The organism is Gluconacetobacter dulcium (assembly GCF_014174165.1).
GTDB classification, from domain to species: Bacteria; Pseudomonadota; Alphaproteobacteria; order Acetobacterales; family Acetobacteraceae; genus Gluconacetobacter; species Gluconacetobacter dulcium.
Map to the genome: position 1 here is coordinate 1 of NZ_JABEQN010000055.1, position 2,018 is coordinate 2,018.

Annotated in this window: 2 protein-coding genes and 1 pseudogene; all 3 read left to right on the forward strand. The window is 59.8% G+C overall.

Annotation, left to right across the window (positions count from 1 at the left end; translation table 11 throughout):
• The first annotated feature begins 210 nt into the window (after positions 1-210).
• The 3 genes and pseudogenes from HLH25_RS19830 (at position 211) to HLH25_RS20820 (ending at position 1,990) form a co-directional block, all read left to right on the forward strand.
• Positions 211-890, forward strand: a pseudogene (locus HLH25_RS19830) (DNA methyltransferase).
• Between the two features lie 370 nt (positions 891-1,260).
• Positions 1,261-1,449 (forward strand): transcriptional regulator domain-containing protein, encoded by a 189-nt coding sequence (locus tag HLH25_RS20815; RefSeq protein ID WP_375289011.1) that lies wholly within the window; start codon positions 1,261-1,263, stop codon positions 1,447-1,449.
• Between the two features lie 49 nt (positions 1,450-1,498).
• Complete coding sequence (locus HLH25_RS20820; RefSeq protein WP_220791933.1) at positions 1,499-1,990, forward strand: DUF2285 domain-containing protein; 492 nt, start codon at positions 1,499-1,501, stop codon at positions 1,988-1,990.
• The last annotated feature ends 28 nt before the right edge of the window (positions 1,991-2,018 follow it).

Sequence of the window (2,018 nt, forward strand, 5' to 3'; positions counted from 1 at the left end):
CGGCGTCAAGCGGCTCAAACCACGTTATCCTCGTCGCCATCGTGGCAGGCCTCCACCCTATCGCCCCAATATCGTCATTATACCCTCTAAGTGAACAGTATTGGGGCGATCCCCCTCCCCATCGGTCGCCCTTGCCGTTGCTACCCCGCTGCTCGCCGCGAGGCAGAGGAACAGCGGGGGCTGTTCCTCGCGGAACAAAGGGCAAAGACCATGACCGGTAATACCAACACGGCGACCGATTTCCGCAATACCATTCTCCACGGTGACAGCGTGGAACTGATGCGTCAGATGCCGCGCAATGCGGTGGATTTCATCCTGACAGACCCGCCTTACCTAGTGAACTATCAGGGCCGGGATGGGCGGAAGGTTCGCAACGACGACAATGCCGCTGGCTTCGGCCCGCGTTCAACCAGATGCACCGTGTCCTGAAATGGGGCGGGTTTGCCATCAGTTTTTACGGCTGGAACCGAATTGATTTATTCGCCGATGCCTGGAAGGCAGCGGGGTTCCGCATGGTCGGGCATATCGTCTTTCGCAAGTCCTATTCATCTTCTTCCCGGTTTTTTCGGTATGAACACGAAAGCGCCTACCTGCTGGCCAAGGGTAACGTGACACCGCCCGCGAAGCCCATCCCGGACGTGATCGACATGCTGTATTCGGGCAATAAACTGCACCCGACGCAAAAGCCCGTGGCGGCGCTGCTGCCCTTGGTGGATACTTTCTGCCCGGCTGGTGGCTTGGTGCTGGACCCGTTCGCCGGTTCGGGTTCCTCGCTGGTGGCGGCACAGCATCTTGGGCGCGACTGGCTGGGAATGGAACTGGACGCCGAACACGCGGGAACGGCGACGCGGCGGCTAGCCTGGCACGCGGCGAAGAAAATAGCAGCATAGGGATTGAACGCCGCAGGACCGACAATTCGGTTCTGCGGTGTCCGCTTCCTTGGCTTATCTGTCCGCACAAATTTGCGCCGATCCGACTTCGCGGATCGGCGGCGGGGAAATGGAAAATAAGCGCCGCTTGCGGGACGAGTGCCCGGCTCGCGAACTATTCTGGCAGACGCGGACGATTGCCAGAATATCGTGCGATCGCGTTACGAGATCGACATATCTCCAAATGCAGTCTGCACAAAATCTTCCCATTGCGCATCCTGACCTTCCTGCTGCCCGAAGCAGGCGCAAGAGGAAGGGTAATGCGATGCCGATGTCAGATTGGCAGTCGCCGGCCGCTTATGAACATGCACAAGACATTGCTGCTGCCGGCATGGCCTGGGAATATCTTCGACGTGACGACGAATATCGTCGCGCGTTCCAGCGAACGAAAATGCTTGCGGCTCCGAAGCCAGGGGGCAGGAAAGCCTTCTCCGAACGATGGGGTTTGCGATTTCCCTGTCGATCCGGCGCAGCCTGCCGGCCGCACGCCTGTCTTCTGGATACCGGAACTCTCGCCTGACGTGATCGAATTGCGCTCGGTTCTCGCGGATGCGGATGATCCGGCCGTCATGCCGATCAACCTCGCGGACTTGCCGGACCTTGTCGTGCGGCTGGATGATGCTGAAGCGTGGCATGGTTTTTGGCGGCCTGGCGCGTCGTCACATCAATTCTGGCTCCCGATACGTCCGGTGGATGGGCCTGCCACGTATATCGCGATCCTGCCGCTCGATAAGCTGCTGGAGCTTCGCGCGGAGGCCGTGCTGCGTTTATGGCGCGCGCTGGTCGGTCGGCCTGAGGGCAGGTGGGCGCATGATTTCCCGCAGCAGAAGCGGGACCGGCATATCTTGATACTGCGCGCGCTTGATGGTCGGGCAGTTGGCGCGAGCTATCGCAAGGTCGCCGAGGTTTTGCTCGGATTTCGAGGCAGAAAGGCGGACTGGGAAAATGATCCTCGTAAGAACCAAGTCCGTCGCCTATCCCGCATTTCTCACACGCTGATGTGGGGCGGTCTGACGGAGCGCCGTCAGCTGGTTGCGAGCGGTTCTGATCTGTTTTCGTAACAGGAAACCGAATTTTGGGCACGCGCCA

Excerpts from the sequence above, each read along its gene's own strand:
- HLH25_RS20815 (WP_375289011.1), top strand. The coding sequence starts at position 1,261 with ATGGCCTGGGAATATCTTCGACGTGACGACGAATATCGTCGCGCGTTC.
- HLH25_RS20820 (WP_220791933.1), top strand. The coding sequence starts at position 1,499 with ATGCCGATCAACCTCGCGGACTTGCCGGACCTTGTCGTGCGGCTGGAT.